Source organism: Enterobacter sp. 301B (assembly GCF_003850715.1).
Lineage (GTDB): Bacteria > Pseudomonadota > Gammaproteobacteria > Enterobacterales > Enterobacteriaceae > Enterobacter > Enterobacter intestinihominis.
The window spans coordinates 269,965-295,561 of record NZ_PQTC01000001.1; the positions used below are offsets into that span (position 1 = coordinate 269,965).

Consider the following 25,597-nt stretch of genomic DNA (forward strand, 5'->3'; position numbering starts at 1 on the left):
GGCTGCCTTAAATTTTCAACGTATCAATAACCGCTCTCAGCGCCGGGGACACGTTGCGGTGCGGGTAATAGAGGTAAAGCCCGTCCATCCGCAGGCTGTAGCGCTGTAAGACGCGTATAAGCGTGCCACGCTCCAGATCGTCAGCCACCAGCTCAACCGGGACATAGGCCAGCCCGAGTTCCAGCCGGGCCGCTTCAGCCTCCATGTAGCTGTCGGAAAAGGCCCATTGCCCCTCAGGCCGGTGCGTAACTCGCTTCCCGTCCTGAACAAGCTCCCATTGATAGTGGTTACCGTCGGCAAACTGGTAGGCAATGCAGGGATGAGCATCCAGATCGGCGGGCGTCTGCGGGAAACCATAGCGCCGAAAATGCGCCGGGGCGGCAACCACAGCCATCTCCATATCGGGCGTGATGCGCACCGCAATCATTCCTTGTCCCACCTCCGGTCCCAGCCGGACGCCCGCGTCGAATCGCTCGGCAATGATATCCACGAACCGGCTCTCATTCATCAATTCCAGACGGATATCCGGGTAACGCTGTTTGAAGATAGCGAGCTTTGGCAGCAGACATTTCTCGATGGCGTGCTGGCTGGCATTAATGCGCACCGTGCCGGACGGCGTCTGGCGGTAATGCGCCAGTCTGGTCAACCCGGTATCAAGCGCATCAAAGGCGGAGCCGGCGGTCTGGTAAAGCTGTTCCCCGGCGTGTGTCAGCGACAGCTTGCGCGTAGTGCGCACCAGAAGCTGAACGCCCAGCCGCTCCTCCAGCTCGCGAACCGATCGGCTGATCCCGGATTGCGCCAGCCCGAGCCGCTGTGCGGCTGCCGTGAAGCTTCCCTCCCGCACCACCTGGATAAAGAGATACAGCTCATTATAGTTTTCCCGCTTCGCCATCATGCCTCGTCAATTCATAACAAAATGATATTAATCCTAGCAGCTTTCGGCCTCTAATCAGCATTATTTCTGCTAACTATAATGGCCTCATTACAACAACACACGGTACCTCTTATGAAAACATTCACCCAAAAACTGTCCGTTGCGCTGCTGTTATGCGCATCATTAAGTGGAGTGACAACAATGAGTTATGCAGAAACGCTAAATCCTAACGCCCCCGTTTCGATGGTGACAACCTGGGATAAAACCTTCGCCGAGAGCAATAAAGTCAACCACCGCAAAGTGACGTTCCAGAACCGGTACGGGATCACCCTGGTGGGCGATCTGTACATTCCCAGGAACCACGGCGACCAGAAACTGGCGGCGATAGCCGTCAGTGGGCCGTTCGGTGCGGTTAAAGAACAATCCAGCGGTCTGTACGCCCAGACTCTGGCTGAGCAGGGGTTCGTGGCCCTGGCCTTCGACCCATCCTACACGGGGGAAAGTGGCGGCCAGCCGCGTAACGTTGCCTCCCCTGACATCAACACCGAAGACTTTAGCGCCGCTGTGGATTTCCTGGGGTTACAGAAAGAAGTCGACCGTAACCGTATCGGCATTCTTGGTATCTGCGGCTGGGGCGGTATGGCGCTGAACGCGGCATCCATGGATACCCGCGTGAAGGCGGTCGCCACCAGCGTAATGTACGATATGAGCCGCGCGATGGGTCACGGCGTGGGCAACGGGAAAGATCGCTATTCAGCGGCCGATCGTCGGGCCGTGTTGCAGTATCTGAACGCGCAGCGCTGGAAAGATGCTGAAAGCGGCACTTTCGCCCATGGCGGCCACGATATTAATGTCGATGAGAATGGCAAGGTGACGGCGGCCGAGCGCATTCTGCCGGAAGCACTGCCCACCGATCCGCATCCGGTACTGAAAGAGTTCTATGATTACTACCGTATGCCGCGCGGTTTCCATGCCCGTTCCGTAAACTCCACCGGCGCGTGGACTGCGACCATGCCGTTATCCTTTATGAATATGCCGCTGCTGAGCTATGCCGGGGAGATCACTATCCCAACGCTGATTGTGACCGGTGAAAACGCACACTCTCGTTATTTTGCGGAGGATGCGTTCAAGGCCGTCGGTAGCAAAGAGAAAGAGCTGGTGATTGTTCCCGGTGCAAACCATGTTGATCTCTACGATAACGTCGCAGGAAAAATCCCGTTCGCGCAGTTTGAGCAGTTCTTCAAAACCAGTCTGAAATAACACTTTAAGCCCCCGGAAATCACGGGGGCATCTCTTCTCATCGTCGTGAATGACACCTATGTCTACACTGAACCAAATCCCATCCCGCTACAGCGGGCGTGCACATTGGGACGGTATTTTTGCCCGTCAGTCTGCTCGTGGCATCTGTAATAAGGCATTATATTAACAGGGTTATTTTATTTAATTACAAAACCTCGAATATCTCCCGTTGAAATAATAATTAAGCAATATCCTGGTCAGTCGGCGACATCGCTTTGTTAGCTTGAGAAGTCAGGCAAAGCTCAAACTGGAGGTATTCTTTGCTGATTAAATTAAAGAAAGAACGAACGCATCAGGAGGATCGTCGTCTTGCACTCTGGCTGGCGACCTCCGCGGGACTGCTGAATGCCATTGCGCTGGGCGCGTTCGGCTTTTTCCCCTCTCATATGACGGGTAATACATCGCAGTTATCCAGCGAAGTTTCCTCCACCGATCTCAGTGATATTCTTTTTTTTGGCGCCATTATTCTGTCGTTTGTCACTGGCGCCATTGTTGCGCGGATTATTGTTATCTGGGGAATTATCCATAACGTCAGGCTGATATTCAGCCAGGTTTTATTTGTTGAAGGGCTATTACTTGCCGGGGTATCCCTTTATGAAATGTATTTTCACTCCTTCGCCACGAATCAGGAGATTATTCTTTTCCTGTGCGGTTTGATGGGAATTCATAACTCCACCTCAACTCAGCTTTCCGGCGGTCGGGTGAGATCCACGCACATTACCGGCACGCTGACCGATGCCGGCATTTCGCTGGCCTCCGTTATGGTCGCCATGCTGCGCCGGGATTATTCCAAAGACACGGCCGCGCAAAAGAGCCAGCTCAAAACCCATTTAACCACCCTTTTCTCGTTTATTACCGGCGGGATTGCGGGGCTGATCCTCTTCAGAGAGTTTGGATTCCACGCGATGCTGGCACTGGGCCTGATGCTGGTGTTTATCGCCGCCTTTTCAATCGTTCGTATCTCGTGGCGCGTTCGAAAGGTACGCGCCGCGCTTAGTCGATAGGGTGATCAGCACGCCTCAAGTGACGTTGTCACTTGAGGCGTGCTTCTTTAAGACTATTCTGCCTTCCCACTGACAGCCCTTACGCCATAAGGCTTAACTCAGGTTGTCACTAATTTCATAGGGTTACTGTTTTACCCCCTTTGCTGGAACCCTTCCGTTTCGCTTGCTATAGGTGAAGTACCCCTGCCGAAACATGGCATAACAACAGGCAACCGCAACAGGTGGTTGCTATAACGCATGCGCACAGGGAGACACACCGCAATGCACCCATTACTTAAACGTTCGCTGCTTTTTGTCGGCGCGATTATCGTGGTCCTCGCTCTCCTCACCTGGGGAATTGGACTGGAGACGATTAAGGCGCGCCAGGTTGACCTGCTCTACCTCGGTCAACAGCACCTGATTCTGGTCTTTTCATCAATGTTCTTTGCCCTGCTGGTGGGCATTCCAAGCGGTATTCTGCTGAGCCGTCCGGCGGCACGGGGTATCGCCGAATACGTGATGCAAATCTTTAACGTGGGCAACACCCTGCCGCCGCTGGCCGTTCTGGCGCTGGCGATGGTGGTGATTGGCATCGGTGATAAACCGGCCATTATCGCCCTCTTTCTCGCTTCTTTGCTGCCAATTGTGCGTAACACCTATGCCGGGCTGTGCTCTGTTCCCGCGTCGTTGCTGGAAGCGGCAAACGGCATCGGCATGACCAAATGGCAGCGCCTGCATCAGGTCGAAATTCCTAACGCCTGGCCGGTGATGCTTTCCGGTATTCGCATTGCCACTGCGATTAACGTCGGTACCGCACCGCTGGCATTCCTGATTGGCGCCAGCAGCTACGGCGAGCTGATTTTCCCGGGGATCTATCTGAATGACTTCCCGACGCTGATCCTGGGCGCGGCGGCCACCGCCCTGTTCGCCCTGATTCTGGATACGCTGCTGGCGGCACTGGGTCGACTACTGAGCCCGCATCTCGCGCGATAATTATAACAAGGAGCTTCTATGAGACTGTTTTCCGGCCTGACGGCGCTGTGCGCCGCCGCGCTCTTCACCAGCCAGGCGCTCGCCGCGCCGCTGATCCTGGCAACAAAGAGCTTTACCGAGCAGCACATTCTCTCGGCCATGACCGTACAGTATCTGCAAAAGAAAGGATTTCAGGTGCAGCCGCAGACTAATATTGCGACGGTGATTTCCCGTAACGCGATGATTAACAAGCAGATTGATATGACCTGGGAGTACACCGGCACGTCGCTGATCATCTTCAACCATATCAACAAACGCATGTCGCCGCAGGAGTCATACGAGACGGTGAAACGCCTCGACGCAAAGCACGGTCTGGTGTGGCTTAAACCTGCCGATATGAACAATACCTATGCCTTTGCCATGCAGCGCAAGCGCGCCGAGGCTGAACATATCAATACCATGTCTGAGATGGTGGCAAAGATTGAGCAGATCCGTAAAACCGATCCAGATAACAACTGGCTGCTGGGCCTTGACCTGGAATTTGCCGGGCGTAGCGACGGGATGAAACCGTTGCAGGCGGCCTACAACATGGAGCTGGACCGCCCGCAGATCCGCCAGATGGATCCGGGGCTGGTCTATAACGCGGTGCGCGACGGGTTTGTCGATGCCGGGCTGATCTACACCACCGACGGGCGCGTGAAGGGCTTCGATCTTAAAGTGCTGGAAGACGATAAAGGCTTCTTCCCGAGTTACGCCGTGACGCCAGTTGTTCGAAAAGACACGCTGGAGGCTAACCCGGGGCTGGAGGAGGCGCTGAACACCCTCTCAGCCCAGCTCAACAACGACGTTATCACCGAACTGAATAAGAAGGTGGATATCGACCATCAGTCACCGCAGCAGGTCGCCCGTGATTTCCTGCGTAGCAAACAGTTGCTGTAGGAGGCGCTATGGAGACGATTCACTATATTCTCGACAACTGGGACTATCTCTTAACCCTGACGCTGCAACACCTCTGGCTGGTGGCACTTGCCGTGGGCCTGGCGATTGTTATTGGCGTGCCGCTGGGTATTTTAATTGTCCGCCATAAATGGCTGGCAACGCCGGTGCTGGGGATTGCCACCATTGTGCTCACCATCCCGTCAATTGCGCTTTTCGGCCTGATGATCCCGCTCTTTTCGCTGATCGGTCAGGGCATTGGCGCCCTGCCCGCGATTACGGCGGTGTTCCTCTATTCACTGCTGCCGATTGTGCGCAACACCCACACAGCGCTCGACAGCCTGCCACCCGGCCTGCGCGAAGCGGGACGCGGCATCGGCATGACCTTCTGGCAGCGTCTGCGCTGGGTGGAAATCCCAATGGCGCTGCCGGTCATTTTTGGCGGCATCCGCACCGCCGTGGTGATGAACATCGGCGTCATGGCGATTGCTGCCGTGATTGGCGCGGGCGGTCTGGGCCTGCTGCTGCTTAACGGTATTGGCGGGAGTGATATTCGTATGTTAATTGCGGGCGCGCTGATGATTTGTCTTTTAGCGATTGTGCTCGACTGGTTGCTGCACCGTTTGCAGGTGGTACTGACTCCGAAGGGGATTCGATAATGATAAAACTGGAAAACCTCACCAAACAATTTTCACAGAAGCACGGCCAGACGTTTAAGGCCGTCGACAACGTCAACCTGAACGTGCCTGAAGGGGAAATGTGCGTGCTGCTCGGCCCGTCCGGCTGCGGGAAAACCACTACCCTGAAGATGATTAACCGTCTCATTACGCCAAGCAGCGGGACGATCCTGATTAACGGCGAAGACACCAGCGGGATGGACACCGTGACCCTGCGCCGCAACATTGGCTACGTGATCCAACAGATTGGCCTGTTCCCGAACATGACTATCGAAGAGAACATTACCGTCGTGCCGCGCATGCTGGGCTGGGACAAAGCGCGCTGTAAATCCCGTGCCGAGGAGCTGATGGATATGGTGGCAATGGATCCACATAAATTCCTTCACCGCTATCCGCGCGAAATGTCCGGCGGTCAGCAGCAACGTATCGGCGTCATCCGCGCGCTGGCAGCGGATCCTCCGGTCCTGCTGATGGATGAACCATTCGGCGCGGTTGACCCGATTAACCGTGAGGTGATCCAGAACCAGTTCCTGGAGATGCAGCGCAAGCTGAAAAAGACCGTGATGCTGGTGAGCCACGATATTGACGAAGCGCTGAAGCTGGGCGACCGTATTGCCGTCTTCCGTCAGGGGCGTATTGTTCAGTGCGCCAGCCCGGACGAGCTGCTGGCGAAACCCGCCAATGAGTTTGTCGGCTCGTTTGTTGGTCAGGACCGGACGTTGAAACGCCTGCTGCTGGTATCCGCGGGCGACGTCACCGACCAGCAGCCGACGATTACGGTACGCGAATCGACGCCGCTGCCAGAGGCCTTCGCCACCATGGATGACAACGATATTCGCGCCATTACCGTGGTTGATGATCTCGGCAAACCGCTGGGCTTTGTGAAGCGCCGCGAAGCGCGTAATGCCAGCGGCAGCTGCGGTGATATTCTGCATCCGTTCCGCATGACAGGTAAGGCCGAGGATAACCTGCGCGTGGTGCTTTCTCGCCTGTATGAGAGCAACACCAGCTGGATGCCGATTGTGGACGAGGACGGACGCTATAACGGCGAGATATCCCAGGATTATATTGCGGAGTATTTGAGCTCAGGGCGTACGCGCCGGGCGTTGAATATTCATAGCGAGAGTTAAGCATTCAGGCCGGGTACTGCCCGGCCTTTTTCCGCACGCATACCTTTTGCTAACCTCACGTTTTCCCGCCACAATATCGTATCGTCCCCGTTAATCACGACTTCATGCAACGTCTTCACGCATACCCCGACATCCGCGCGATGTTTCGCCGTCTCCTGATTGCTACCGTCACCGGCGTGCTGGCAGCGCTGGCCGTTGCGGTGTTCCGCCACAGCATGTATCTGCTGGAGTGGTTGTTTCTCAGCAACGAAAGCGGAAGCCTGGTGAACGCCGCTGCCGCGTTATCGCCCTGGCGGCGGGCGCTCACGCCTGCGCTGGGTGGTCTGGCCGCGGGAGTGCTACTGTGGGGATGGCAGCGCATGACGGCACAACGTCCCCACGCCCCGACCGATTATATGGAGGCGCTGGAGACGGGTGATGGCCAGTTTGATTACGGCGCCAGCCTGGTGAAATTCCTCGCCTCGTGGCTGGTGGTCGCCAGCGGCAGCGCCATCGGCCGGGAAGGCGCCATGATCCTGCTTGCCGCCCTCGCTGCCTCCTTTTTTGCACAACGTTGTACGCCGAAGTCCGAATGGAAACTGTGGATCGCCTGCGGTGCCGCCGCCGGGATGGCCAGCGCCTATCATGCGCCGCTGGCGGGCAGCCTGTTTATCGCAGAGATCCTGTTTGGCACACTTATGCTGGCCTCCCTCGGCCCGGTGGTGATTGCCGCTGTGGTGGCTCTGCTGACCACGCGCCTGTTAAGTCCCGGCGCGAATACACTTTATGATGTCCATCTCAGCGAGATGCTTACGGCGGTGGATTATTTCCTGATCGTTGGCGTGGGTCTGCTGGCTGGGCTGTGCGGCCCGCTTTTGATGTGGCTAATGGCTTTCAGCCATTCTCTGTTTCTGCGTCTCAAACTTTCACCGCCTTGGCAGCTGGCGCTGGGTGGTCTGATCGTCGGGCTGCTGTCGCTGCTGACGCCGAAGGTATGGGGGAATGGCTATAGCGTGGTTCAGGCGTTTTTGCAGTCGCCGCCGCTGCTGTCGGTAATTGCCGGCGTCTTTATCTGCAAGCTCCTGGCGGTGCTGGCAAGCAGCGGGTCCGGCGCACCGGGAGGCGTGTTTACGCCAACCTTGTTCGTTGGTATGGCAACGGGAATGCTGTTTGCGCAGATCTTTGCGCTGTGGTTTCCTGGCTCTGAGACGGCGATCCTGCTTGGGCTGGCAGGAATGGCGACGCTGCTCGCCGCCACAACGCATGCGCCAATCATGTCGGCCTTGATGGTATGTGAGATGACCGGGCAGTATTTTTTACTTCCCGGTTTGCTGGTTGCCTGTGTTGTGGCGTCGGTATTGTCGAGAACGCTACGCCACGACTCGATCTACGGCCAGCATACCGCCGAAAGCCGAGAGATCGATATAGTGCGCTAAATCGCGCTGCTCGGCGCGGGGCAGATAAGGCAGTTCGCCTACCAACGGGCCAGGCAGCTTTTTGCTCAGCACGTCGATGATTTCTGCGTAGTGCGCAAGGCCCGGGTTAATACGGTTCGCCACCCAACCAATCAGTGGCAGGCCGTCATTAGCGATAGCCTGCGCCGTCAGCAAGGCATGGTTGATGCACCCTTCCTGAATGCCCACGACCATAATCACCGGCAGCTGCTCCTGCACCACCCACTCGGAAAGGAGACGTAAATCGTTCATCAGGCTGCGCCAGCCACCGGTCCCTTCAACGACAACGTGGTCAACCTTTTCACTCAGATTTGCCAGGCCATCAGAAAGCAGACTGTAGTTGATAAGCCCGCTGTGAGCGACGCTGCTTTCCTCTTCGCTTAACGCGATAGGATTGACGGCATCATAAGGCAGTTCCAGAGACGAGACGCTTTGCAGAACCAGGGCGTCCTTATTGCGCAGCCCTTCTGGCGTCTCTTTACTGCCTTTTGCTACCGGCTTGTATCCTGCAACGCGTTTACCGCTTGCCGCCAGGGCCTGAAGTAACGCGCGGGATACGACGGTCTTCCCGACAGACGTATCCGTACCAGTAATAAAGAAACGCTTAAGCATGACTCATTCCACCTCTTGGGTATGCTTCAAAAAATATAAACCAGGTAAATAATTCAGTGGGGAAAGTCTACGGGAAGCGTGCGCTACCCGGCTTGAGATAGCGCAATTTTTCGTACATCTATGGAAAAGAGTTAGCCCTGAAGCAAACGAATCAGTAACGAGCCGTTGTACATCGCATCTTTTACCAGCGCGGCGCCAGCCATCGTACCCTGGTTGGAAAATTGCGTACTTTCGACCACGATGTTTTTACTGTACGCGGGAAGTGCCTGCTGGTTGATGCAGGCGGAAATTGCCGGAAAGAGGATATCCGCCGCCTGGCTGAGCGGGGAGCCGATCAGTATTTTTTGCGGGTTAAACAGGTTCACCATAATGGCCAGAATGCGCCCGACATTATTGCCCACGCCGGTAATGATGTCCTTCGCCAGCAGATCGCCCTGCCTTGCCGCAGTGCACAATGCCTCGACGCTCAACGGTTGACCGTGCAGCGTGGAGCTCATTGACTGGCTGAGCCGCACCTGCGCCAGCTCCAGCACGCTTTCGACGCTGGCAATCGTCTCCAGACAACCATGATTACCGCAATAGCAGCGTTTTCCGTACGGATCGACCTGCGTATGGCCAATCTCCACCAGGCTACTGCTGCCAGCATGCAACAGACGCCCGTCGGTGATCACACCTGCGCCAACGTTATGATCAATCACCACCTGAATCACGTCGCGCGCGCCCCGGGAGGCGCCAAACAACGCCTCCGCCATCGTCCAGGCGCTGATATCATGCTGAATGTAGACCGGCACACCGGTGTGGTTTTCCAGCACGTCGCCCAGCGGCATCTCTTTGACGTTTTCATAAAACGGCATGCGGTGCACAATGCCATTTTCGGTATCAATAATTCCCGGCAGGGTGATCGCAATCGCCGTTAAACGTTCAAGGCGCTGCTGGTGACGAATAAAGAACTGGTCGATGTGGGTCAGAATGGCATCGAGGAGTGGTTGCTCTGCATCGAGCGGGAGCTCCAGCCGGTCTTCCACCACCAGCTTGCTGCTGAGGTCGCGCAGCGCGAGGAAGATTTCCCCGCGGCTAATTCGCAGCGACAGGTAGTGCCAGGCTTCCGTTTCCACCACCAGCCCTACCGCCGGACGGCCACGGCTGCCCGGCTCCTGAATTTCTGTCTCCTGAACCAGATGGGCTTCCAGCATTTCGCGGACAATCTTGGTAATACTGGCGGGTGCCAGTTGTGCCAGGCGCGAAAGATCGATACGCGAAACCGGACCCAGCTGATCAATCAGGCGATAAACGGCGCCCGCGTTGGTCTGCTTGATCTGATCGATATGCCCTGGCTGACTATCAGCAACCACCTCGTACTCCCTTATTTTCGAGCTTCGAAATAAACTGAGGGCTATGGTGAAGCACTTCAATGGCTGACGTCAAATTTTTACTTAGCCATGTGATTTACTGCACATTTTCGCCTGCTTTTCCCTATAAATAACGCCCGTGAGAAGCGGTAATTAATTGTTCTTTGAAACGCTGTGCCGCATGGCTCTGTTCATGATGTTTAGACCACACCAGCCACATCTCCGAGACCGCATCCTGCTCGGCAATATTCACCCAGCGCATTTCCGGCAGTTGTACCCGTTTAAACGAGGCCGGAAGAATCGACACGCCAAGTCCTGCGGCAACGAGACCAATGATCGTCATGGCTTCCCCCACTTCCTGCGCGATAGTCGGGACAAGGCCATATCGCCGCATCAGACCAAGAATATCGTCATACAATCCGGTACCCACCTGTGGGTCAAAAAAGACAAAGGGTTCTTTCGCCAGTTCAGCCAGCGTGACGCTATGCTGCGCGGCGAGCGGGTGATCCCGGGGGATCATCGCCATCAGCGGTTCGCGGAGGATCACCTGCCACGCCAGGGTATCAGGCAACTGCGTGTTACGCATTAGCCCCAGGTCGAGCGATCCTTCATTAAGCGGCGATATTTGCTCCCGGGTATTTATTTCGCGCGTCTGAATATGCACATCCGGAAAGTTACTGCGAAACGAGGATAGCGTTTGTGAAACAGCGCTGATGAAGGGGGCCGACGAGGTAAACCCGATGCGCAGCTCTCCCGTCTCCCCGAGATGAAGCCGTTCCGCTCTGGCGGCGGCGTCCACCACCATACTCAGGATCTGTCGGCTATCGGCGAGAAACTGTTTTCCAGCCGCCGTCAGGCTCACGCTGCGGTTGGTTCGCGCCAGCAGACGCGCCCCAACCTGCTGTTCAAGGATCTGGATCTGTTGGCTCAGCGGTGGCTGAGAGATATTCAGCCTTGCCGCAGCCCGACCAAAATGGAGCTCTTCGGCGACGGCGACAAAATAGCGCAGATGGCGCAGCTCGATATTCATATTTTTAAAGTATCATTTGAGATTATTAATATATTAGACAGAATATTTACATTTTCCTACCCTAATCTTGTGGTCATACCCGTCACCAGAAACCACGGGGAAGTTTAAGCAAGGATTATGTGTGAGCCGTACAACGACCGTTGATATCGCGCCGGCCAGCGACATTGATGATTTACCCGCAGTACCGCAGCCGGTTCAGTTTATAAAACGTGGTACCCCCCAGTTTATGCGCGTCACGCTGGCGCTCTTCTCAGCGGGTCTCGCCACTTTCGCCCTGCTCTACTGCGTTCAGCCGATCCTGCCGGTCCTGTCGCATGAATTTGGCGTGTCGCCAGCCAGCAGCAGTATTTCGCTCTCCATTTCAACCGGGATGCTGGCGATCGGTCTGCTGTTCACCGGGCCACTTTCAGATGCCATCGGGCGTAAGCAGGTCATGGTAACGGCGTTAATGCTGGCCTCCGTGTGTACCTTGCTGTCCACCATGATGACCAGCTGGCACGGCATTCTGATCATGCGCGCGCTGATTGGGTTATCCCTCAGCGGCGTGGCGGCGGTCGGGATGACCTATCTCAGCGAGGAGATCCACCCGAGTTTCGTGGCCTTCTCCATGGGGCTGTACATTAGCGGGAACTCTATCGGCGGGATGAGCGGACGCCTGCTCAGCGGTGTGTTTACCGATTTCTTTAACTGGCGCATTGCGCTGGCCGTAATCGGCTGCTTCGCCCTCGCTTCGGCGCTAATGTTCTGGAAAATCCTGCCGGAATCGCGCCATTTCCGCCCGACTTCCCTGCGTCCGAAAACACTGTTTATCAACTTCCGTCTGCACTGGCGCGACAAAGGTTTGCCGCGACTGTTTCTGATGGGATTCCTGCTGATGGGGTCATTTGTCACGCTGTTTAACTATATTGGCTACCGGCTGATGCTCTCGCCGTGGCATCTTAACCAGGCATTGGTGGGTTTGCTCTCTGTGGCGTATCTCACCGGGACGTGGAGTTCGCCAAAAGCAGGCGCCATGACCGCGCGCTTCGGCCGTGGTCCGGTGATGCTGGTGTCCACAGCCGTGATGCTTTTCGGGCTGCTGATGACGCTTGTCTCTTCCCTGTGGCTGATTTTTGCCGGAATGCTGCTCTTCTCTGCGGGATTCTTTGCCGCGCATTCTGTTGCCAGCAGCTGGATTGGCCCACGCGCGCGCCGCGCTAAAGGTCAGGCTTCGTCTCTGTATCTGTTCAGTTACTATCTCGGTTCCAGCATTGCCGGGACTCTCGGCGGGGTGTTCTGGCATAACTACGGCTGGAACGGCGTGGGCGGATTTATCGCGCTGATGCTGTGCGCGGCACTGCTGGTGGGCGCGAGCCTGCATAAACGACTGCATTAACATTCAGCCCTCTTCGTGTTTAAATCGAGCCGATGCTAATTTTTGTCATCGGCTGATTCAGACACGAGGACTTCATGAAAAACAATAACTATCAACAACTCACCCGCACCTTCCAGCGTCTCTCCCGCTTCTCTCACCTCTCCTCCATCGCCAGCTGGGACATGTTTACCATGATGCCGCCCGGCGGCAGCGCCGCGCGCGGTGAAGCGCTGGCGGAGATGAGCGTCCTGCAACATCAGATCCTGACCGATAAAAAAGTGGGTGAATGGCTGGCGGCGGCGGCAGAAGAAGATCTGAACGACGTTGAGCAGGCCAACCTGCGTGAAATGACGCGCCACTACCAGCAGGCCACTTTACTGCCGGAATCGCTGGTAGAGGCCAAATCGCTGGCGGGCAGCAGGTGTGAACACGCCTGGCGTACTCAGCGTCCGGCCAACGACTGGCAGGGCTTTTCAGCCAACCTGAAAGAGGTGGTGAAACTCAGTCGTGAAGAGGCCCGCCTGCGCGCTGAGGCTAAAGACTGCACGCCTTACGACGCGCTGCTGGATATCTTTGAACCCGACATGACCAGCGCTCGCCTGGATGTGCTGTTCGGCGATCTGAAGTCCTGGCTGCCGGAGCTGCTGGCAAAGGTTGTGGAAAAACAGGCTCAACGATCGTTCGTTCCGCCACAGGGTCCCTTCCCCACCGCCACCCAGCGCGAGCTGGGCCTGGAAGCGATGAAAATGCTTGGCTTCGATTTTAACGGCGGTCGTCTGGACGTTAGCGCCCACCCGTTCTGCGGCGGCGTGCCGGAAGATGTGCGTATCACCACGCGTTACGATGAAGATGAACTGCTCAGCGCGCTTTTCGGCGTGATCCACGAAACCGGACATGCCCGCTACGAGCAAAACCTTCCGCGAGCGTGGGCCGGCCAGCCCGTTGCGCTGGCGCGCTCTACGGCGATCCATGAATCCCAGAGTCTGTTTTTTGAAATGCAGCTGGGCCGCAGTGAGGCTTTCCTGAAGCATCTGCTTCCGGCGGTCCATGCCCGTTTCGGCAGCCAGGCGGCATTCAGTGAAGAGAATTTTATTGCCTGGAATCAGCGCGTGAAGCCGGGCTACATCCGCGTTGATGCAGATGAAGTGAGCTATCCGGCGCATGTGGTGTTGCGCTATGAGATTGAGCGCGCGCTGATCAATGGCGAAATTGAAGTGGATGATATCCCCGCGTTATGGGATGAGAAAATGCAGGCCTGGCTTGGATTATCCACCAAAGATAACTACCGCAACGGCTGTATGCAGGACATCCACTGGACCGACGGCGGTTTTGGCTACTTCCCGTCTTACACGCTGGGGGCAATGTATGCGGCACAGCTGTTTCATGCCGCCAAAACTGCGCTGCCCGGGTTGCAGGCATCCATTGCCGGGGGCGATTTCTCGGCGCTGTTTGACTGGCTGCGTCAGAATATCTGGCAGCACGGCAGCCGTTTCAGCACGTCGCAGCTCATCACCCAGGCCACAGGTGAAGATCTGAATATCCGCTACTTCCGCGAACACCTGACGTCCCGCTACCTGTAAACGAACGCGCCGGGGGCCACCCCGGCGTTGTACATATGGTTACACGCCGATACCAATCACTCACGGAAACCCCGAATTTACAGGGATATAGTTATTTCAACGGCCCCGCAGTGGGGTTAAATGAAAAACCAAATTCGAGGGTATGAAAATGAAAAAAGTATTAGCTCTGGTTGTTGCCGCTGCTATGGGTCTTTCTTCCGCTGCATTCGCGGCTGAAACTACCGCCACCGCAGCGCCTGCGGCATCCACCGCTGCTCCGGCCAAAACGGTTCACCATAAAAAACATCACAAAGCGGCTAAACCAGCGGCAGCACAGAAAGCGCAGGCCGCGAAAAAGCACCACAAAAAAGCGGCAAAACCTGCGGTAGAGCAGAAAGCCCAGGCGGCTAAAAAGCATCACAAAAAAGCGGCAAAACACGAAGCGGCTAAACCTGCTGCACAGCCAGCAGCGTAAGAGTACAAGCTTAACCGTGCCCTTCGGGGCACGTTGGTAAACCGGCGCTGAACGGGATTGCGGTCAGCGCCGTTTTTTTATCCGGAGGGCGTATGCTGCGGCGCTATCGGTTTGAGTTCATTCTTATCCTGCTAATTTTATGCGCGCTCATCGCCAGCCACTTTTATCTTTCCTGAATGTAGCACGCTGATTTTACTCCCACTTTCTCGCCGTCGCGTCTATAGTATTTTCATAGGGTTCACTTTTAATAATCATAATTACCCCCACCAGAGTGTGATATGCGTAAATCTGTTGTGTTGTTACTGGGAACGTTTAGCCTTTTTGCAGGCTTTTCACATGCGGATGAGGGCGACGATGAGGCCATCAGCGCCAAAGAGGTAAAGACGCTGTTTTTTGGTCATGACGATCGTACGCGTGTCACCGATCCTACCGAAGCGCCCTGGGATGCCATCGGGCAACTGGAAACCGCCAGCGGCAATCTATGTACCGCAACTCTCATAACGCCACGCCTTGCGCTGACGGCGGGTCATTGCCTGTTAATGCCGCCCGAAGGCAAACCGGATAAAGCGATCGCCCTGCGCTTTGTCTCGCAGAAAGGGATTTGGCGCTACGAAATTCACGGTATTGAGGGGCGGGTGGATCCGTCGCTCGGGAAACGCCTGAAACCGGATGGCGATGGATGGATTGTGCCGCCCGGGGCGGCATCCTGGGATTTCGGGCTGATCGTTTTACGTTATCCGCCGTCCGGGATCGCTCCGCTACCGCTCTTTGATGGTGACAAAGACGCGCTCACCGCCGCCCTGAAAGCCGCCGATCGAAAAGTGACGCAGTCAGGCTACCCTGTTGATCACCTCGATTCGCTGTACACCCATACGGACTGCGTGGTGACGGGCTGGGCGCAAAACAGCGTGCTTTCGCATCAGTGCGATACGCTACCGGGTGATAGCGGATCGCCCCTGATGTTAAAAACCGTTAACGGCTGGCAACTGATTGGCGTTCAGAGTTCTGCTCCGGCAGCGAAAGACCGCTGGCGCGCCGATAACCGAGCGTTAGCGGTGACCGGTTTTCGCGACCGGCTGGAAGCCCTGGCGCAGCAGTAGGTCACTCAGGCCAGTTTAATCATGATCATGCCAGCGAGCAGTAATACCAGCCCTATCCAGCCTTTATGGTTTAAACGCTGCCCGAACATAATCCAGCCTGCCGCCAGGGTGGCGGCAATACCGAAGCCGCCCCACAGCGCGTAGGCCACGGAAAGATCGATGCCTTTCACCGCCTGCGACAGGGCGCTAAACGCCCCCAGAACCGCGGCAATCGATAACAAGCCGTAGGCTTTGCGACGAAAGCCGTCGGAGAACTTCAGAAAGACGTTCGCAATAATTTCCAGAACGATGGCGAAAGCCAGCCAGGCCGCGTGGATCCATTCAAACTGCTGCATGGGTCTGCTCCTTCTGCTGTTTGGCTGGTTTGCGCGTACCCGATTTAATCAGCACGATACCTGCGACCAGGGTCGTCAGCCCGGCAATTTTCATTGTCGTCAGGGTTTCATCAAATATCATGACGCTGAACAGCGTAATCAATAAAATACCAACACCTTCCCACAAAGCGTATGCCACGCCCAGCGCGATTTTTTTAACCGCGAAAGAGAGGAATATATAGGAAAGCGTAATCATGACCAGCATCAAAATAAATCCGGTGCTGCCGTCACTCACGCTCGCCCATTTCATCGACAAGGTGCCGGTAATTTCAGCAACGATAGCCAGAGCTAATAAAATCCAGTAAAACATGTTTTTCTCCTGCTTGAGAATATAATCCATCGAGGCTCGCTGCGAACAGCAAACCAAAAAAGTGGGAATTAAATCAGTTAGCTAAGCGCATAGCGCCAGCTCAGGCAGAAGACGTGACTATAGCGCGGAACGCCAGTGTTGTTCACCGGAAAGCGTGCAGAGGGAGGTAGAAAACAGAGCAGAGTTGTTTGAAAAATACGTCCTGAACAAATTGTCCATAAAATTACAATTATCCGCGGTGTTGCTTCTCGTCTTTGCGGATGAAAATTGTCCTCAGTAGTTGAACACGCCTGATTTGTATCATAAGCCAGGAATTTACTCAAAGCCTTTTCATTTCTTTACCCAGTCTGTTTGATTTTGGTTAGTTTTTTTAATCCGCTTTCCCCTCTATTATAAATAAAAAACTGTTCAGGAACGTCCATGGCCAAACCCATTATCACCCTCAACGGGCTTAAGATCGTCATCATGCTGGGCATGCTGGTGATCATTCTGACCGGCGTTCGTTTTGCGGCCGATATCATCGTGCCCTTTATCCTGGCGCTTTTTATCGCGGTGATCCTCAATCCACTGGTGCAGCGAATGGTGCGGCTACGCATCCCGCGTGTGCTGGCGATAAGCCTGCTTATCAGTATTATTATCGTTGCGATGGTGCTGTTAGTCGCCTATCTGGGAACCTCCCTGAACGAGCTGGCGCGGACGCTGCCGACATACCGCTCTTCCCTGGCGACCCCGCTGCTGCAAATTGAACCCTGGCTGCAACGCGCGGGTATCGAAGTCTCGGTTGAGGAACTGCTTAAATACATCGATCCGAATGCCGCCATGACGATTGTCACCAGCCTGCTGGCACAGCTCTCCAACGCCATGACCTCGATTTTCCTGCTGTTCCTGACGGTTGTGTTTATGCTGCTGGAAGTTCCACAGCTGCCTGCAAAACTCCAGCACATCATGGTGCGTCCGGTTGAGGGAATGGGTGCCATTCAGCGCGCGCTCGACAGCGTTTCACGCTATCTGGTGCTGAAAACGGCCATCAGCCTGGTGACGGGATTAGTGGTCTGGGGGATGCTCGCCGCGCTGGATGTGCGTTTTGCCTTCGTCTGGGGGCTGCTGGCCTTTGCGCTCAACTATATTCCTAACATTGGCTCCGTGCTGGCGGCGATCCCCCCTATCCTTCAGGTGCTGGTTTTCAGCGGTTTGTATGATGCCCTGATTCTGCTGGCAGGCTATCTGGTGATTAACCTTGTCTTCGGGAACATTCTCGAACCACGGATAATGGGACGCGGGCTGGGGCTTTCAACTCTTGTTGTGTTCCTGTCCCTGATTTTCTGGGGCTGGCTGCTCGGGCCTGTCGGCATGCTGCTCTCCGTTCCGCTGACAATTATTGTCAAAATTGGCCTGGAGCAGACCGCCGGTGGACAAAGTATCGCTGTACTGCTGAGCGACATGAGCCATAAGGCCGATTAATTGTCCATCGACAGCATAGGCTTGCCCGTTCTTCCCGCTTCGCGGTAGTTGCCCACTGCCCGCTGCCATTCCGACAGCGGGTAGAGGGTAACATCGCTGCACTGGCTGGCGCGCAGTTTAGGCCAGATGCGCCGAAACTCCGCCTGCCACGCCTCAGCGCTCAGCGCGTCCAGATAGTTACGAATGTGAAACCACGCCACGCGCGGCAACGGCCGCTGCTGCCGGAAGGTCTGCCCGGAGAGTAGCCCGTAGCAGACAAAGGTACCGGTTTCGGGCATCACGCTCAGGATCGCCTCCGCCAGGCTGCCGCCCGTGGCGTCGTACACCACCTCCGCTTGCGCGGCGGCAGCGTTGACGGCGGCCGTATCATCTTGCGCAATCGGGACGATCCCCATTTCAGCCAGACGTTGAGCGTGCACGGGCGAGCGATGGATCCCGTAAACCGCCTCTGCACCCGCCTGGCGTGCCCATTGCCCGAGCAGAACGGCGCAGTCAGAACCGGCAGCGGTGAGCAGCACCGTTTTCCCAATCGGAGGATAGCGGTCCAGCATCATCTGAGCGGCAAGCGGGTTGATATACGCCCGCGCGGCAAGAAGCGAGTCGATGTCGTCCGGGACGGGAACCGCATACGCCACCGGGCAGTCGACATAGCGCTGCCAGGTTCCCTGCCCCCGTAACGGCAGGACCCGCTTGCCCAGCAGCGCCGGGTAAGCGGCGGGCGTTTCGGTCACTATTCCGACCCCTTCATAACCGGCTATTGCGGGCAGCGGCGTGCGATGGCGATATGCCCCGGTGATGGGGATGAGATCGGAGGCGTTCACCGGAGAAAAAAGCATGCGCACACGTATCTCTCCCGGCTGTCGCGGTGACAATGGTGTGGTTTCCGCTTGCAGTACCGATTCAGGCTCACCAAACCGGCGATACCAGAGGGCCAGATTACGCATTGCGATCGCGCCATCCCATTTCCGGTGCGACATGTTTCAGGATGGACTCGATCACATGTGCGTTGTATTCCACGCCCAGCTGATTCGGCACGGTAAGCAACAGCGTATCCGCTTCCGCGATCGCTTCATCCTTTTTCAACTGTTCAATCAGCTTGTCTGGCTCTGCGGCATAGCTGCGTCCGAAAATGGCCCGCGTTTTCTCATCCAGATAGCCAACGCTGTCGCTCTCATTGCGGCTTGAACCGAAATACATCCGGTCGCGATCGTCCATCAGGGCAAAAATACTGCGGCTGACCGAAACGCGTGGCTGACGGGTATGCCCTGCCTCGGCCCAGGCCTGTCGGTAGGCACGGATCTGTTTTGCCTGCTGAATATGGAACGGCTCGCCGGTTTCATCATCTTTCAGCGTTGAGCTTTGCAGGTTCATCCCCAGTTTTGCCGCCCATACTGCCGTTGCATTGGAGCCAGCCCCCCACCAGATACGATCGCGTAAGCCCTCTGAATGCGGCTCCAGACGCAACAATCCCGGCGGGTTTGGGAACATCGGCTGTGGGTTAGGCTTCGCAAACCCTTCACCGCGTAATACATCAAGCAGTACCTCAGTGTGACGGCGCGCCATATCAGATTCGTTTTCCCCGTCCTGCGGCACGTAACCAAAATAACGCCAACCATCAATCACCTGCTCCGGGGAGCCCCGGCTGATACCAAGCTGTAATCGCCCGCCGGAGATGAGATCTGCCGCGCCAGCATCTTCCGCCATATACAGCGGATTCTCGTACCGCATGTCGATCACGCCCGTACCGATTTCGATGCGTTTGGTTTTCGCGCCTATCGCAGCCAGCAAGGGGAATGGCGAACTGAGCTGGCGGGCAAAGTGGTGCACGCGGAAATAAGCCCCGTCCGCGCCCAGCTCTTCAGCGGCGACAGCCAGATCGATGGACTGTAGCAGCGTGTCAGCTGCGGTTTGCGTGCCGGACTGGGAAGACGGCGTCCAGTGACCAAACGACAAAAATCCGATCTTTTTCATAGTGGGGTATCCTGATAAAGCATTGCGTTATCCCTACTCTACGCATTAACCGATGAGAATAAATGGTGATTATTTAACGGAATGCTTCAAATAAACTGACAGAAATACGCAAATCGCACGCTGCCTTCCCGCAGAGGAGGCATTCTCCTGGCATCTCAAAATGGGATATAGTGTGAACTGTTCTCTTTTTTAACAGGTAACATCAGCAATGGCTCTGATCCCCAAAAACTACGCACGGCTGGAAAGCGGCTACCGTGAAAAAGCGCTAAAAATTTACCCGTGGGTCTGTGGACGCTGCTCGCGGGAGTTTGTGTATTCGAATCTTCGTGAACTCACGGTCCACCATATCGACCACGATCACACCAATAATCCGGAAGATGGCAGTAACTGGGAGTTGTTGTGCCTGTTTTGCCATGACCACGAACACTCAAAGTACACCGAAGCGGATCAGTATGGCACCACCGTTGTCGCAGGTGAGGATGCGCAAAAAGACGTGGGTGTCGCCACGTTTAACCCCTTTGCCGATCTCAAGGCGATGATGAACAAGAAGACGTAATATCTGCAGCTTTACTGCCCATACCTGCCGTATGGGCAGTCAGAAAGATAAAGGTAATGTATTCCTGTCACAGATTGAACAAGGAGACGGCCTTAATATCGGCTTCAGGATTCACGCGTTTTACAACCTCTAAAAACGCAGCAAAGTTTTGATTAAACACCGTCAGATTATTATAAAACTGCACCTGTTTTTCACGGGTTCCCTCAAGATAGCTCACAGACCAGATCCGCCTGTTATTTACCACTGTCGAGCCCGGCTTAATTTTTACGATAGCCGCCAGCTCAATTTTACGGGTGACGCTATTTATGACCTCGTATAAATACTGCTCATCATAAAAGTAGGTTTTACCTGACGATCCGCCAAACCAGGAAGGATGGGTAGAGATTTTTTTCATTCCCCGGCTGTCGGCAACGATGCGCGTTGGATGCCGAATACGCCTGATGAAAAAGCGCATCAGCATAATCAGTGCCGTGAAAGACAGCACTACGAAAAGAAAATTAATGCTCTCCCGCATATTTCGTTACCTGCCACGCATAACTCAAAGTGGCGAAGTATAGCGTAGCCCTGTAGCTCAGGGAACGTACGCGATGCAATCGCAGATGGAACGGGAAATGCTCTTATCTCGCCACGCAATATGATGTGCGGATCTCCTCAGGGTTAAGTGATATTAACAATTGCTGCTAAGTTGTAAGTTTCTCCTTGCCGGACAGGACAAATCGGTTATCGTGCCTGGCAACTTTTTCAGCAATAAAAAACAGTGGGATGCGCTATGGCGATTTTTGATGGTCACAATGACCTGTTGCTTAATTTATGGCTTCATCATCGCCAGGATCCGGTAACGGCCTTCTTTTCCGGCATTGAGAACGGACACCTCGATTATCCGCGCATGCAGCAAGGCGGATTTTCCGGCGGGCTGTTCGCGCTGTTCGTGCCGCCGCAGGAGAATATCGCCCGCATGGCGCCGCACTACGCCAGCGAGCCGTGGCAACCGATCGACATTCTCTGGCAGCAGTTGACGATCCTCAAGCAGCTTATCGCACACTCCGATGGACGGGCGCGATTGTGCCTGAGCGCGGCAGATATCGAACGCTGCCGTCAGGATAAAGTGCTGGCGATGGTGGCGCATATTGAGGGTGCGGGCGGTTTTGACGGCGAGGGTGGCGATCTACAGGCTTTCTATGCCGCTGGCGTGCGCAGCATTGGGCTTTTCTGGAACATTGCTAACCGTTTTGGCACTGGCGTTAACGGGACGTTTCCCGGCAGCCCGGACAGCGGCCCAGGGCTTACCGCAGAGGGTATCGCCCTCATTAAGCACGCTAACGCCCTGAACATGCTGATTGACGTTTCTCATATGAATGAAAAGGCGTTCTGGGATACTGCTCGTCATTCCTCTTCACCGCTGGTCGCCACCCATTCCAACGCCCATACGCTGTGCCCGCAACCGCGTAATCTGACCGATCGGCAACTGCTGGCTATCCGCGACAGCGGCGGCGTGGCAGGGGTCAATTTCGGTAACGCCTTTCTGCGCGCCGACGGTAAACGCGATAGCGATACCCCGCTGAGCACAATCGTTCGCCATATCGACTATCTTATTAACATCATGGGCGAAGATCATGTTGCGCTGGGCTCCGATTTTGACGGCATCACGTTACCTGATGATTTGCATGATGTGAGTGGTTTACCGCGGCTAATCAGCGCGTTGCGTGACAGCGGCTATGATCAATTTGTGCTGAATAAGCTGCTGTGGGGCAACTGGCAAAAGGTATTGCAAAATGTTTGGCAACAATAGGTTACGTTGTAAACATTACGTTAATTCCTTACATCTTTCGGGTTGAGCTTTGCCCCACTGTGACGCATTATTTGATGACCATCACAAAACTGGCACAAACAATGGTGTTGGTGCTGCATTTTTAAAGAGGAAAAAACGATGTGGAAGAAACCTGCTTTTATTGATTTACGTCTTGGCCTGGAAGTGACGCTGTACATTTCCAACCGCTAATCGCTCAGCCCGCCATCCGTGCGGGCATTTTTGTTTTACTACCTGGCCTATCTTCATGTTTATTAAAGTCCTCGGTTCCGCCGCCGGCGGCGGTTTCCCTCAGTGGAACTGTAATTGCGCCAACTGTCAGGGTTTGCGCAACGGTACCCTTCAGGCGACCCCCCGCACCCAGTCGTCGATCATCGTCAGCGATAACGGCGAAGAGTGGATACTGTGTAACGCCTCGCCCGATATCAGCCAGCAAATTGCCCATACGCCAGAACTGAATAAGAAAGAGGTTCTGCGCGGCACGCATATTGGCGGCATTATTCTCACCGACAGCCAGATTGACCACACCACCGGGCTGCTCAGCCTGCGCGAGGGGTGTCCGCATCAGGTATGGTGTACGCCGGAGGTGCATGAAGACCTTTCCAGCGGATTCCCGATTTTTACCATGCTCCGGCACTGGAACGGCGGCCTGATTCATCATCCGATCGCACCGCTCACCGCCTTTAGCGTGGAAGCCTGCCCTGATTTGCAGTTTACCGCTGTCCCCATCGCCAGTAACGCACCGCCCTATTCGCCGTGGCGCGACCGCCCGCTACCGGGGCATAACGTGGCGCTGTTTATCGAAAACCGCCGCAACGGTCAGACGCTGTTCTACGCGCCGGGTCTCGGTGAACCCGATGACGACATCCTGCCGTGGCTTAAAAAAGCGGACTGTCTGCTGATTGACGGCACCGTCTGGCAGGACGATGAACTGCAGGCCGCTGGCGTCGGGCGCAATACCGGCCGCGATATGGGCCATCTGGCGCTCGGCGATGAACACGGCATGATGGCGCTGCTGGCCTCACTGCCGGCAAAGCGCAAGATTCTGATTCACATTAATAACACTAACCCGATCCTTAACGAGCAGTCGCCGCAGCGTCACGCCCTCACGCAGCAGGGAATTGAAGTGAGCTGGGACGGGATGACCATCACGCTTCAGGACTAACTATGCACATTCGTGAAACGCTCTCGCCGCAAGAGTTTGAACACGCCCTCCGGGCGAAAGGCGCCTACTATCATATTCACCATCCGTACCATATCGCGATGCATAACGGCGAGGCCAGCCGCGAGCAGATCCAGGGCTGGGTGGCGAACCGGTTTTACTACCAGACGACGATCCCGCTGAAAGATGCGGCCATTATGGCGAACTGCCCGGATCCGCACACGCGTCGAAAATGGGTGCAGCGGATCCTCGATCACGACGGCAGCAACGGTCATGACGGCGGGATCGAAGCCTGGCTACAGCTGGGGGAAGCCGTAGGGCTTAGCCGCGACGACTTAATCAGCGAACGCCACGTGCTGCCCGGCGTCCGTTTCGCCGTGGACGCTTACGTTAACTTCGCCCGCCGCGCCAACTGGCAGGAGGCGGCATGCAGTTCGCTCACCGAACTGTTTGCCCCGCAAATTCATCAGTCGCGTCTCGACAGCTGGCCGCAGCACTATCCGTGGATCAAAGAGGAAGGCTATTTTTATTTTCGTAGCCGCCTCAGCCAGGCCAGCCGCGACGTTGAACACGGTCTGGAGCTGGCGAAGAGTTACTGCGATAGCGCAGAAAAGCAGAATCGGATGCTGGAGATCCTTCAGTTCAAACTCGATATCCTGTGGTCGATGCTCGACGCGATGACCATGGCCTACGCGCTACAGCGTCCGCCTTATCACACGGTCACCGACAAAGCGGCCTGGCACACAACCCGACTGGTATAAGCATGCAAAAAAACTCCATCGTCGCCTTTCGTCGCGGCTATCGCCTGCAATGGGAAGCCGCTCAGGACAGCCATGTCATCCTTTATCCGGAAGGCATGGCTAAACTCAATGAGACCGCGGCCGCAATCCTCGAACTGGTCGATGGCCAACGCGACGCGGCGGCCATCATTGCCATACTCAACGAACGGTTCCCGGAAGCCGGCGGCGTGGATGACGACGTCGTAGAATTCCTGCAAATCGCTTATCAACAGAAGTGGATTATTTTCCGTGAGCCAGAATAAACCCACCGTCAATCCACCGCTGTGGCTGCTGGCGGAGCTGACCTATCGCTGTCCGCTACAGTGTCCTTACTGCTCTAACCCGCTGGACTTTGCCCGGCAGGATCAGGAGCTGACCACTGAACAGTGGATTGAGGTTTTCCGCCAGGCGCGGGCGATGGGCAGCGTGCAGATAGGTTTTTCCGGCGGCGAACCGTTGACGCGTAAAGATCTGCCGGAGCTGATCCGCGCCGCCCGCGATCTCGGTTTTTATACCAACCTGATCACCTCGGGAATTGGCCTGACGGAAAGCAAGCTCGACGCGTTCAGCGAGGCCGGTCTGGACCATATCCAGATTAGCTTCCAGGCTAGCGATGAAGTGCTCAACGCCGCGCTGGCGGGGAATAAAAAAGCCTTCCAGCAGAAGCTGGCGATGGCCAAAGCGGTCAAAGCGCGCGATTACCCGATGGTGCTGAATTTCGTCCTGCACCGGCACAACATCGACCAGATCGATAAAATCATCGAGCTGTGCATCGAACTGGACGCCGACGACGTCGAACTTGCCACCTGCCAGTTCTACGGTTGGGCGTTCCTTAATCGTCAGGGCCTTTTGCCGACGCGAGAACAGATCGCCCGCGCGGAACGCGTGGTTGCCGACTATCGGCAAAAAATGGCCGCCAGCGGCAATCTGACCAACCTGCTGTTCGTCACCCCTGATTATTACGAAGAGCGACCAAAAGGCTGTATGGGCGGCTGGGGGTCGATTTTCCTCAGCGTGACCCCGGAAGGCACGGCGCTGCCCTGCCACAGCGCGCGCCAGCTGCCGGTGGAGTTCCCCTCGGTGCTTGAGCAGAGTCTGGAATCCATCTGGTATGACTCTTTCGGCTTCAATCGCTATCGCGGGTTTGACTGGATGCCGGAGCCGTGCCGCTCCTGCGATGAAAAGGAGAAGGACTTCGGCGGCTGCCGCTGCCAGGCCTTTATGCTCACCGGGAATGCGGATAACGCCGATCCGGTGTGCAGCAAATCGCCGCATCATCATAAAATTCTGGACGCGCGACGCGAAGCAGCCTGTAGCGACATGAAAATCGGCCAGCTTCAGTTCCGCAACCGTACACGTTCGCAGCTTATCTATAAAACCCGGGAACTGTAGCG

Annotated in this window: 28 protein-coding genes; 19 read left to right on the forward strand and 9 right to left on the reverse strand. The window is 55.8% G+C overall.

The annotated features are described in order from the left end of the window. Nucleotides 1-7: 7 nt before the first annotated feature. Complete coding sequence (locus C3451_RS01200; protein WP_023306110.1) at nucleotides 8-892, reverse strand: LysR family transcriptional regulator; 885 nt, start codon at nucleotides 890-892, stop codon at nucleotides 8-10. A gap of 114 nt (nucleotides 893-1,006) precedes the next feature. On the opposite strand from C3451_RS01200, the gene C3451_RS01205 reads away from it, so the two are divergent. From C3451_RS01205 to clcB, 7 genes are all read left to right on the forward strand, one after another. Continuing rightward, nucleotides 1,007-2,134 carry an alpha/beta hydrolase gene (locus tag C3451_RS01205; protein ID WP_072050125.1) on the forward strand — a complete coding sequence of 376 codons (1,128 nt, stop codon included), beginning with the start codon at nucleotides 1,007-1,009 and terminating at the stop codon, nucleotides 2,132-2,134. A gap of 299 nt (nucleotides 2,135-2,433) precedes the next feature. Next, on the forward strand, nucleotides 2,434-3,177 hold the full coding sequence (locus C3451_RS01210) for a YoaK family protein (protein ID WP_045621656.1): 744 nt from the start codon (nucleotides 2,434-2,436) through the stop codon (nucleotides 3,175-3,177). A gap of 261 nt (nucleotides 3,178-3,438) precedes the next feature. Next, entirely contained in the window at nucleotides 3,439-4,149 is a 711-nt protein-coding gene (osmY, locus tag C3451_RS01215) for an osmoprotectant ABC transporter permease OsmY (protein ID WP_022647971.1), read from the forward strand. Between the two features lie 18 nt (nucleotides 4,150-4,167). Further along, on the forward strand, nucleotides 4,168-5,067 hold the full coding sequence (osmX, locus tag C3451_RS01220; protein WP_017694085.1) for an osmoprotectant ABC transporter substrate-binding protein OsmX: 900 nt from the start codon (nucleotides 4,168-4,170) through the stop codon (nucleotides 5,065-5,067). Nucleotides 5,068-5,075: 8 nt separating this feature from the next. Continuing rightward, nucleotides 5,076-5,723, forward strand: coding sequence for an osmoprotectant ABC transporter permease OsmW (gene osmW / locus C3451_RS01225; protein WP_022647970.1), 648 nt, complete (start codon nucleotides 5,076-5,078; stop codon nucleotides 5,721-5,723). Continuing rightward, nucleotides 5,723-6,871: an osmoprotectant ABC transporter ATP-binding protein OsmV gene (gene osmV, locus C3451_RS01230; RefSeq protein WP_022647969.1), complete on the forward strand. Its 1,149-nt coding sequence runs from the start codon at nucleotides 5,723-5,725 to the stop codon at nucleotides 6,869-6,871. The genes osmW and osmV overlap by 1 nt, the downstream gene beginning before the upstream one ends. Nucleotides 6,872-6,975: 104 nt before the next feature. Continuing rightward, a complete protein-coding gene (gene clcB, locus C3451_RS01235) occupies nucleotides 6,976-8,286 on the forward strand; it encodes a voltage-gated ClC-type chloride channel ClcB (protein WP_124304198.1) in 1,311 nt (436 codons plus the stop codon). Here the strand turns inward: clcB and bioD are convergent. The 3 genes from bioD to C3451_RS01250 form a co-directional block, all read right to left on the reverse strand. Then, nucleotides 8,221-8,916 (reverse strand): dethiobiotin synthase, encoded by a 696-nt coding sequence (bioD, locus tag C3451_RS01240; protein WP_045621651.1) that lies wholly within the window; start codon nucleotides 8,914-8,916, stop codon nucleotides 8,221-8,223. The genes clcB and bioD overlap by 66 nt on opposite strands. A gap of 131 nt (nucleotides 8,917-9,047) precedes the next feature. After that, nucleotides 9,048-10,268 (reverse strand): sugar metabolism global transcriptional regulator Mlc, encoded by a 1,221-nt coding sequence (mlc, locus tag C3451_RS01245; RefSeq protein ID WP_022647966.1) that lies wholly within the window; start codon nucleotides 10,266-10,268, stop codon nucleotides 9,048-9,050. Nucleotides 10,269-10,389: 121 nt separating this feature from the next. Beyond that, nucleotides 10,390-11,295 carry a LysR family transcriptional regulator gene (locus C3451_RS01250; protein WP_022647965.1) on the reverse strand — a complete coding sequence of 302 codons (906 nt, stop codon included), beginning with the start codon at nucleotides 11,293-11,295 and terminating at the stop codon, nucleotides 10,390-10,392. 121 nt (nucleotides 11,296-11,416) lie between these two features. Here C3451_RS01250 and C3451_RS01255 point away from each other — a divergent pair, with 121 nt between their 5' ends. The 4 genes from C3451_RS01255 to C3451_RS01275 all read left to right on the forward strand — a co-directional run bounded on the left by C3451_RS01255 (nucleotide 11,417) and on the right by C3451_RS01275 (nucleotide 15,783). Further along, the gene (locus tag C3451_RS01255) at nucleotides 11,417-12,670 is read left to right on the forward strand and encodes an MFS transporter (protein ID WP_045621649.1); all 1,254 of its coding nucleotides are present in this window, start codon (nucleotides 11,417-11,419) and stop codon (nucleotides 12,668-12,670) included. A 74-nt stretch (nucleotides 12,671-12,744) separates the two neighbouring features. Further along, nucleotides 12,745-14,229 (forward strand): carboxypeptidase M32, encoded by a 1,485-nt coding sequence (locus tag C3451_RS01260; RefSeq protein ID WP_045621647.1) that lies wholly within the window; start codon nucleotides 12,745-12,747, stop codon nucleotides 14,227-14,229. Between the two features lie 148 nt (nucleotides 14,230-14,377). After that, complete coding sequence (gene asr / locus C3451_RS01265) at nucleotides 14,378-14,683, forward strand: acid resistance repetitive basic protein Asr (RefSeq protein ID WP_022647962.1); 306 nt, start codon at nucleotides 14,378-14,380, stop codon at nucleotides 14,681-14,683. 278 nt (nucleotides 14,684-14,961) lie between these two features. Further along, nucleotides 14,962-15,783 carry a serine protease gene (locus C3451_RS01275; protein ID WP_045621645.1) on the forward strand — a complete coding sequence of 274 codons (822 nt, stop codon included), beginning with the start codon at nucleotides 14,962-14,964 and terminating at the stop codon, nucleotides 15,781-15,783. Nucleotides 15,784-15,788: 5 nt separating this feature from the next. On the opposite strand, the gene mdtI is transcribed toward C3451_RS01275, so the two are convergent. Further along, nucleotides 15,789-16,118, reverse strand: a complete 330-nt coding sequence (gene mdtI / locus C3451_RS01280; RefSeq protein ID WP_022647960.1) for a multidrug/spermidine efflux SMR transporter subunit MdtI — start codon at nucleotides 16,116-16,118, stop codon at nucleotides 15,789-15,791. Continuing rightward, entirely contained in the window at nucleotides 16,105-16,467 is a 363-nt protein-coding gene (mdtJ, locus tag C3451_RS01285) for a multidrug/spermidine efflux SMR transporter subunit MdtJ (protein WP_032624865.1), read from the reverse strand. Before mdtJ ends, mdtI begins: the two co-directional genes overlap by 14 nt. 420 nt (nucleotides 16,468-16,887) lie before the next feature. Between mdtJ and C3451_RS01290 the strand changes: the two genes are divergently transcribed. Further along, entirely contained in the window at nucleotides 16,888-17,928 is a 1,041-nt protein-coding gene (locus C3451_RS01290) for an AI-2E family transporter (protein WP_003857467.1), read from the forward strand. Here C3451_RS01290 and C3451_RS01295 read toward each other — a convergent pair. Together C3451_RS01295 and C3451_RS01300 are read right to left on the reverse strand one after the other, a co-directional pair. Continuing rightward, nucleotides 17,925-18,872, reverse strand: a complete 948-nt coding sequence (locus C3451_RS01295; RefSeq protein ID WP_032622195.1) for a zinc-dependent alcohol dehydrogenase family protein — start codon at nucleotides 18,870-18,872, stop codon at nucleotides 17,925-17,927. The genes C3451_RS01290 and C3451_RS01295 overlap by 4 nt on opposite strands. Next, nucleotides 18,865-19,899 (reverse strand): LLM class flavin-dependent oxidoreductase, encoded by a 1,035-nt coding sequence (locus tag C3451_RS01300; protein ID WP_022647957.1) that lies wholly within the window; start codon nucleotides 19,897-19,899, stop codon nucleotides 18,865-18,867. The genes C3451_RS01295 and C3451_RS01300 overlap by 8 nt, the downstream gene beginning before the upstream one ends. A gap of 208 nt (nucleotides 19,900-20,107) precedes the next feature. On the opposite strand from C3451_RS01300, the gene yajD reads away from it, so the two are divergent. Next, nucleotides 20,108-20,455, forward strand: coding sequence for an HNH nuclease YajD (yajD, locus tag C3451_RS01305; protein ID WP_038415976.1), 348 nt, complete (start codon nucleotides 20,108-20,110; stop codon nucleotides 20,453-20,455). A gap of 67 nt (nucleotides 20,456-20,522) precedes the next feature. Here yajD and C3451_RS01310 read toward each other — a convergent pair whose 3' ends face one another. After that, the gene (locus tag C3451_RS01310; RefSeq protein WP_045621643.1) at nucleotides 20,523-20,969 is read right to left on the reverse strand and encodes a hypothetical protein; all 447 of its coding nucleotides are present in this window, start codon (nucleotides 20,967-20,969) and stop codon (nucleotides 20,523-20,525) included. 255 nt (nucleotides 20,970-21,224) lie between these two features. Here C3451_RS01310 and C3451_RS01315 point away from each other — a divergent pair, with 255 nt between their 5' ends. The 6 genes from C3451_RS01315 to pqqE all read left to right on the forward strand — a co-directional run bounded on the left by C3451_RS01315 (nucleotide 21,225) and on the right by pqqE (nucleotide 25,595). Continuing rightward, the gene (locus C3451_RS01315) at nucleotides 21,225-22,244 is read left to right on the forward strand and encodes a dipeptidase (protein ID WP_124304199.1); all 1,020 of its coding nucleotides are present in this window, start codon (nucleotides 21,225-21,227) and stop codon (nucleotides 22,242-22,244) included. 138 nt (nucleotides 22,245-22,382) lie between these two features. Beyond that, nucleotides 22,383-22,454, forward strand: a complete 72-nt coding sequence (gene pqqA / locus C3451_RS01320; RefSeq protein WP_002905689.1) for a pyrroloquinoline quinone precursor peptide PqqA — start codon at nucleotides 22,383-22,385, stop codon at nucleotides 22,452-22,454. Nucleotides 22,455-22,509: 55 nt separating this feature from the next. After that, entirely contained in the window at nucleotides 22,510-23,427 is a 918-nt protein-coding gene (gene pqqB, locus C3451_RS01325; RefSeq protein WP_023306096.1) for a pyrroloquinoline quinone biosynthesis protein PqqB, read from the forward strand. Nucleotides 23,428-23,429: 2 nt separating this feature from the next. Further along, nucleotides 23,430-24,185, forward strand: a complete 756-nt coding sequence (gene pqqC / locus C3451_RS01330) for a pyrroloquinoline-quinone synthase PqqC (RefSeq protein WP_023306095.1) — start codon at nucleotides 23,430-23,432, stop codon at nucleotides 24,183-24,185. Between the two features lie 2 nt (nucleotides 24,186-24,187). Next, nucleotides 24,188-24,466, forward strand: coding sequence for a pyrroloquinoline quinone biosynthesis peptide chaperone PqqD (gene pqqD / locus C3451_RS01335; RefSeq protein ID WP_003857508.1), 279 nt, complete (start codon nucleotides 24,188-24,190; stop codon nucleotides 24,464-24,466). Next, the gene (pqqE, locus tag C3451_RS01340; protein ID WP_023299985.1) at nucleotides 24,453-25,595 is read left to right on the forward strand and encodes a pyrroloquinoline quinone biosynthesis protein PqqE; all 1,143 of its coding nucleotides are present in this window, start codon (nucleotides 24,453-24,455) and stop codon (nucleotides 25,593-25,595) included. Before pqqD ends, pqqE begins: the two co-directional genes overlap by 14 nt. Nucleotides 25,596-25,597 lie beyond the last annotated feature (2 nt).

What these genes read in the sequence shown, in the direction of transcription:
- osmX (WP_017694085.1), top strand. Translation starts at nt 4,168, where the DNA reads ATGAGACTGTTTTCCGGCCTGACGGCGCTGTGCGCCGCCGCGCTCTTC.
- C3451_RS01205 (WP_072050125.1), top strand. Translation starts at nt 1,007, where the DNA reads ATGAAAACATTCACCCAAAAACTGTCCGTTGCGCTGCTGTTATGCGCA.
- osmV (WP_022647969.1), top strand. Translation starts at nt 5,723, where the DNA reads ATGATAAAACTGGAAAACCTCACCAAACAATTTTCACAGAAGCACGGC.
- C3451_RS01250 (WP_022647965.1), bottom strand. Translation starts at nt 11,295, where the DNA reads ATGAATATCGAGCTGCGCCATCTGCGCTATTTTGTCGCCGTCGCCGAA.
- bioD (WP_045621651.1), bottom strand. Translation starts at nt 8,916, where the DNA reads ATGCTTAAGCGTTTCTTTATTACTGGTACGGATACGTCTGTCGGGAAG.
- asr (WP_022647962.1), top strand. Translation starts at nt 14,378, where the DNA reads ATGAAAAAAGTATTAGCTCTGGTTGTTGCCGCTGCTATGGGTCTTTCT.
- mdtJ (WP_032624865.1), bottom strand. Translation starts at nt 16,467, where the DNA reads ATGTTTTACTGGATTTTATTAGCTCTGGCTATCGTTGCTGAAATTACC.
- mdtI (WP_022647960.1), bottom strand. Translation starts at nt 16,118, where the DNA reads ATGCAGCAGTTTGAATGGATCCACGCGGCCTGGCTGGCTTTCGCCATC.
- pqqC (WP_023306095.1), top strand. Translation starts at nt 23,430, where the DNA reads ATGCACATTCGTGAAACGCTCTCGCCGCAAGAGTTTGAACACGCCCTC.
- pqqB (WP_023306096.1), top strand. Translation starts at nt 22,510, where the DNA reads ATGTTTATTAAAGTCCTCGGTTCCGCCGCCGGCGGCGGTTTCCCTCAG.
- yajD (WP_038415976.1), top strand. Translation starts at nt 20,108, where the DNA reads ATGGCTCTGATCCCCAAAAACTACGCACGGCTGGAAAGCGGCTACCGT.
- osmW (WP_022647970.1), top strand. Translation starts at nt 5,076, where the DNA reads ATGGAGACGATTCACTATATTCTCGACAACTGGGACTATCTCTTAACC.
- C3451_RS01275 (WP_045621645.1), top strand. Translation starts at nt 14,962, where the DNA reads ATGCGTAAATCTGTTGTGTTGTTACTGGGAACGTTTAGCCTTTTTGCA.
- C3451_RS01300 (WP_022647957.1), bottom strand. Translation starts at nt 19,899, where the DNA reads ATGAAAAAGATCGGATTTTTGTCGTTTGGTCACTGGACGCCGTCTTCC.
- C3451_RS01315 (WP_124304199.1), top strand. Translation starts at nt 21,225, where the DNA reads ATGGCGATTTTTGATGGTCACAATGACCTGTTGCTTAATTTATGGCTT.
- osmY (WP_022647971.1), top strand. Translation starts at nt 3,439, where the DNA reads ATGCACCCATTACTTAAACGTTCGCTGCTTTTTGTCGGCGCGATTATC.
- pqqD (WP_003857508.1), top strand. Translation starts at nt 24,188, where the DNA reads ATGCAAAAAAACTCCATCGTCGCCTTTCGTCGCGGCTATCGCCTGCAA.
- C3451_RS01200 (WP_023306110.1), bottom strand. Translation starts at nt 892, where the DNA reads ATGGCGAAGCGGGAAAACTATAATGAGCTGTATCTCTTTATCCAGGTG.
- C3451_RS01260 (WP_045621647.1), top strand. Translation starts at nt 12,745, where the DNA reads ATGAAAAACAATAACTATCAACAACTCACCCGCACCTTCCAGCGTCTC.
- C3451_RS01290 (WP_003857467.1), top strand. Translation starts at nt 16,888, where the DNA reads ATGGCCAAACCCATTATCACCCTCAACGGGCTTAAGATCGTCATCATG.
- C3451_RS01295 (WP_032622195.1), bottom strand. Translation starts at nt 18,872, where the DNA reads ATGCGTAATCTGGCCCTCTGGTATCGCCGGTTTGGTGAGCCTGAATCG.
- C3451_RS01310 (WP_045621643.1), bottom strand. Translation starts at nt 20,969, where the DNA reads ATGCGGGAGAGCATTAATTTTCTTTTCGTAGTGCTGTCTTTCACGGCA.
- clcB (WP_124304198.1), top strand. Translation starts at nt 6,976, where the DNA reads ATGCAACGTCTTCACGCATACCCCGACATCCGCGCGATGTTTCGCCGT.